The 3,602-nt window shown below is 53.9% G+C and carries 9 protein-coding genes; 3 read left to right on the forward strand and 6 right to left on the reverse strand.

Annotated elements, in window-relative coordinates:
- The first annotated feature begins 118 nt into the window (after window positions 1-118).
- Window positions 119-433: a hypothetical protein gene (locus CAGGBEG34_RS00495; protein WP_006681973.1), complete on the forward strand. Its 315-nt coding sequence runs from the start codon at window positions 119-121 to the stop codon at window positions 431-433.
- A gap of 155 nt (window positions 434-588) precedes the next feature.
- Here the strand turns inward: CAGGBEG34_RS00495 and CAGGBEG34_RS00500 are convergent, their stop codons facing one another.
- From CAGGBEG34_RS00500 to CAGGBEG34_RS00510, 3 genes are all read right to left on the reverse strand, one after another.
- Window positions 589-822, reverse strand: a complete 234-nt coding sequence (locus CAGGBEG34_RS00500; RefSeq protein ID WP_006681974.1) for a hypothetical protein — start codon at window positions 820-822, stop codon at window positions 589-591.
- Window positions 819-1,223 (reverse strand): hypothetical protein, encoded by a 405-nt coding sequence (locus CAGGBEG34_RS00505; protein ID WP_042687223.1) that lies wholly within the window; start codon window positions 1,221-1,223, stop codon window positions 819-821. Before CAGGBEG34_RS00505 ends, CAGGBEG34_RS00500 begins: the two co-directional genes overlap by 4 nt.
- A gap of 98 nt (window positions 1,224-1,321) precedes the next feature.
- Entirely contained in the window at window positions 1,322-1,624 is a 303-nt protein-coding gene (locus CAGGBEG34_RS00510) for a hypothetical protein (protein WP_006681975.1), read from the reverse strand.
- 79 nt (window positions 1,625-1,703) lie between these two features.
- On the opposite strand from CAGGBEG34_RS00510, the gene CAGGBEG34_RS00515 reads away from it, so the two are divergent.
- Both CAGGBEG34_RS00515 and CAGGBEG34_RS00520 read left to right on the forward strand, forming a co-directional pair.
- Window positions 1,704-1,976 carry a BrnT family toxin gene (locus CAGGBEG34_RS00515; RefSeq protein ID WP_006681976.1) on the forward strand — a complete coding sequence of 91 codons (273 nt, stop codon included), beginning with the start codon at window positions 1,704-1,706 and terminating at the stop codon, window positions 1,974-1,976.
- On the forward strand, window positions 1,957-2,241 hold the full coding sequence (locus CAGGBEG34_RS00520; RefSeq protein ID WP_006681977.1) for a BrnA antitoxin family protein: 285 nt from the start codon (window positions 1,957-1,959) through the stop codon (window positions 2,239-2,241). Before CAGGBEG34_RS00515 ends, CAGGBEG34_RS00520 begins: the two co-directional genes overlap by 20 nt.
- 13 nt (window positions 2,242-2,254) lie before the next feature.
- Here the strand turns inward: CAGGBEG34_RS00520 and CAGGBEG34_RS00525 are convergent, their stop codons facing one another.
- The 3 genes from CAGGBEG34_RS00525 to CAGGBEG34_RS09480 are packed head-to-tail and all read right to left on the reverse strand — an operon-like array spanning window position 2,255 to window position 3,563.
- Window positions 2,255-2,536 (reverse strand): DUF968 domain-containing protein, encoded by a 282-nt coding sequence (locus tag CAGGBEG34_RS00525; protein WP_006681978.1) that lies wholly within the window; start codon window positions 2,534-2,536, stop codon window positions 2,255-2,257.
- A complete protein-coding gene (locus tag CAGGBEG34_RS00530) occupies window positions 2,533-2,946 on the reverse strand; it encodes a recombination protein NinB (protein WP_006681979.1) in 414 nt (137 codons plus the stop codon). The genes CAGGBEG34_RS00525 and CAGGBEG34_RS00530 overlap by 4 nt, the downstream gene beginning before the upstream one ends.
- Window positions 2,943-3,563 carry a BRO-N domain-containing protein gene (locus tag CAGGBEG34_RS09480; RefSeq protein WP_006681980.1) on the reverse strand — a complete coding sequence of 207 codons (621 nt, stop codon included), beginning with the start codon at window positions 3,561-3,563 and terminating at the stop codon, window positions 2,943-2,945. Before CAGGBEG34_RS09480 ends, CAGGBEG34_RS00530 begins: the two co-directional genes overlap by 4 nt.
- Window positions 3,564-3,602: the final 39 nt, after the last annotated feature.

Raw genomic sequence — 3,602 nt, forward strand, 5'->3', positions numbered from 1 at the left:
ACGCATGACGNCANNNTTGNTNNGAAGANNNGATCGAGGCGCATCATTCCTTACGCTCTTTCTCAGCGCTTCCATCTTTGCGAACGTTGCCTCTTGGCTGCAGTACGCGATTGCTGTCATGCTGTGCGCTATTACCTTCTTCACCCTCGTGTACCAACCCGCCGCAAAAGCCGTGCAAGCCAATTTTCAGCGAGCCGCCTACGATGATTTGTATGCCCGTGCAGATGTATTGACCGACAGGCAGTTACACGACGAGCTCAACAAGCTCCAACAGCAAGATTCCGCCGTACCAGGAGCGCTTTATCACCCCGCTCACTTTGGCGAAGCCGTTCGTCTTAATCTGGAGCCCAATGTTCGGATGATGCGCTATGAAAAAATCGTTGCATGGCTGGCGGGCGATCTGCCTCGCCAATCCCTTTCCATAAATCACTAACACACCGGAGCATCCATAAAAAAGCCCGCCGGTTTCAACACCAGGCGGGCTTCTCAAATACTGTGGGCGCATTTGTCCCACCCGAATATTAGCACTTTAGCTATCACTTTTCGGAACTTAATTTATCACTTTTGCCAACTTGATTTATCACTTTTTTAGGAGCGCCAGCGATATAAAGCATATCCACCGCGTTTCGATGCAGAGGGACGACGAAAAATACACCCCATTGTCTCAAGCTCACGCATCACATGAGCTAATTGCATTCTGACTCGATGCCTTTCTTCTGAAGAAAGCGTTTTCCCCGCCACATACTTCACGATCTCCCGCATCCGGAATGCCCGCCCTGGATACGCGCCCATCAAATCGATAATCTCCTGCGCATATTTCATTGACCCAACGCCTGCTCAACCTTAAGACAAGCGTTACGTAAGATCGCTTCATACGAATTCAAGGATCGCTTCAGATGGCGCGCCGCGCCAACCCTTCCATTGCGCCAACGTCCAGACGCCCACGGATGCACATATTCGGCATCCACAATCCGGCGCTCCAACGGCTGCATCCGCTTCTGAACTACCTGCTCAACCCTCTGCGCATGCGCTTCATTCGGTGGCAGCGGGCGCACATCATCGCCCCAATCCGGCGCGCGGTAAAAACGAGAGATCAGGTCTCGCGCCATCCTTGGCCCCGGCCAGTCCGGACACCCCGGATATTCCGCCGACAAGCTCCACCGCGCCCAATTCTGCATCTCGTGATCGACCCAGGAAGGGATGAGGAGGTCGTTTTTATTCATCTGTGAAAAAAAGCACGTTCTATTTCCACATGTGGAAATGAAAGGTGCGGCTATTTTCAAAATCGCCCGATTTCGAAAATAGAACGTACCGTCTGAGTTCAATCCTCCGCTTTGCCCTTCATTTCTTCCTCTAATTCCTCTTGAAGAAGCCCGATACAGCTCCCGATATTGCCCCCAGGCGCGACCCGGTGCGCCTCAAGCTGCGCCGAGAGCAGATCGCGCGCCCATGCAATCACGCGCGCGCTTTGCATCCGACACGTAGGAAGATCATCGAATTCAAACCCGTCCACGTCAATCCAAATCCGATCTCCAAGCTGACTTGGGCGTTCGCAAATCGTCACGCGCCCGATCTTCTTCATGCCGGAGTAGTCCAGATCGGCTTGGCTCAGAACAATGCTCATCCATTTCTCCTTTTAGCTCAATAAATAGTAGATACGAAAAACATTGCTTTTTCAGCGCTTCGTATATACAATTTGATTAATGGACATTACCTTTGACCCCGAAAAGGACAAACGCAACATTGCAGAGCGCCAGCTGCCTTTTGAACGGGCCAAGGATTTCGATTTCAAAACCGCTCTTTTTGAAATCGATAACCGGCGTGACTACGGTGAAGTACGCTATCGGGCGCTTGGGTTGCTCGATCAGCGTTTGCACGCCCTTATATTTGTCGAAACAGAGCGCGGTATTCGAGTGATTAGTTTTCGTAAAGCCAATTCGCGAGAGATCAAACGCTATGAAAAAGCCCAATCCTGAAATGATTGATGACGAGAATCCTGAATGGACTGAAGAGGATTTTGCGCGGGCGCGCCCTGCATATGAGGTGTTGCCCCCTTCTTTGCTCAAGAAATTAGGTGTACGCGGGCCGCAGAAACGGCCGACTAAAATCGCGTTGTCACTGCGCCTTTCTCCTTCTGTAGTCAACGCTTTTCGGGAAACAGGTAACGGTTGGCAAACACGTATGGATGCCGCATTAGCCGACTGGCTCAAGACGCATGCGCCAGAGGAATTGCGGGCCTGATGGCGCTCTGCCTTCATACCGCAACCTTCCCCTGCTCCGCGAGCGCCGCCCACGTCTTCGCTATCCATTCGTACTGCGCATTGCGCCGCTCTTCCTTCGTCATCGTCTGACCTTGATCTAACTCCGCATGGCAGCGCACACACAGGGCCATCAGCGCCGCATCGCTCGCTTTAATCCCCATCCCCTTGCCGAAAGACTGGAAGTTGGCATGCGCCGCCTGTGTCTGCCCTTTCTGGCCGCAGCACATGCACGGCAGCATAGCGACTAAGCGACGCAGTTTCTCGCTGCGCATCATTCAAACGCCACCCCCAGACGCATCACCGCATACGCCTGTACCGCGTGGAGGTAATCGGAGAACTCGCCGACCGTCATTTGCGTGGTGGACTTGCGCCGTACCACAACCTCCCCATCCGGCAACGTCACCTCATCGCACAGGCCAAACCGACGCGCAAAGTACTCATGCCACACGTCCTTGTCGTAACGCCTGCCGCCCACTTCCGCATGCTCGGCGATGTGTTGCAATACCGCGCTCCAGTAGTAGCGGTTTTGTTCCGCGTTCCGTTTTCTCTCTTCAGCCGTGACAATGACCCGCAGCGGCGCGCCCTGATCGACACAGGCTTTGGCATGCGTCTTCACGAACTCGATCAAGGCCGCCCAGACACCGCCATGACGGAGCACGAACTCTTTGTACAGCGCGGCGCTCAAGGCACAGTCCTCCCATCCTCAACAATGGCCTCCATCCTTTTTGCACAGGCCGCCAAGACATCCGGCAAACACACCGCCGGAAAGATATGCGGGGCGCGCAACACAGAAATGTATTCTTGCGGCGTGGTGACAAACGCATTGGAAGGCAGTGACTCAAAGCGCAGTTCGCCGTCCCGGTATCGGGCTAGCCAGCGCGCATTTCGGAAGGCGTCTTTGAGCTGCGCTTTTGTCACTTCAGATGAAGCCGCTTCATACCGCCCCGTCTTCCGAATCGCCGGCAGAATTTCAGCGGTCACTTTCTTGCGAAATCGATGCGGCAGAGAACCCTTTTTAACCGCATCGCGGCAGCGCAGCGTCAACGTGTAGAGGCCGGAGTCGTTGATGATGTTGACCTGCTCGTTACCACCAACCAATTTTGATAGGCCCTCAATTAAACTTAGGGCCTTCTCGTCGTCATCCAGAACGCGAAGCGCCATACTCGGATTGCTAATTTCGAGCGCAGCGCAGACATCCGCCGCAACGAACCACGGCTCGCCATCAATGACAATAACGCGGAGTGGTTTTTCTTCAAAAGAAAAGATCGACGGTACGGACGTACCTTGAGNGGATGCCGACATGGCTTTGCTCCTCGTTGAGAGACTTAAGCCCCTGTTTTC

The sequence above is a fragment of the Candidatus Glomeribacter gigasporarum BEG34 genome (genome assembly GCF_000227585.1).
In the GTDB taxonomy this organism is placed as follows: domain Bacteria; phylum Pseudomonadota; class Gammaproteobacteria; order Burkholderiales; family Burkholderiaceae; genus Glomeribacter; species Glomeribacter gigasporarum_B.

Bases quoted from the DNA above. Each gene is read 5' to 3' on its own strand.
- CAGGBEG34_RS00525 (WP_006681978.1), bottom strand. From the start codon at position 2,536: ATGATGCGCAGCGAGAAACTGCGTCGCTTAGTCGCTATGCTGCCGTGC.
- CAGGBEG34_RS00505 (WP_042687223.1), bottom strand. From the start codon at position 1,223: ATGAATAAAAACGACCTCCTCATCCCTTCCTGGGTCGATCACGAGATG.
- CAGGBEG34_RS00520 (WP_006681977.1), top strand. From the start codon at position 1,957: ATGAAAAAGCCCAATCCTGAAATGATTGATGACGAGAATCCTGAATGG.
- CAGGBEG34_RS00515 (WP_006681976.1), top strand. From the start codon at position 1,704: ATGGACATTACCTTTGACCCCGAAAAGGACAAACGCAACATTGCAGAG.
- CAGGBEG34_RS00510 (WP_006681975.1), bottom strand. From the start codon at position 1,624: ATGAGCATTGTTCTGAGCCAAGCCGATCTGGACTACTCCGGCATGAAG.
- CAGGBEG34_RS00495 (WP_006681973.1), top strand. From the start codon at position 119: ATGCTGTGCGCTATTACCTTCTTCACCCTCGTGTACCAACCCGCCGCA.
- CAGGBEG34_RS00500 (WP_006681974.1), bottom strand. From the start codon at position 822: ATGAAATATGCGCAGGAGATTATCGATTTGATGGGCGCGTATCCAGGG.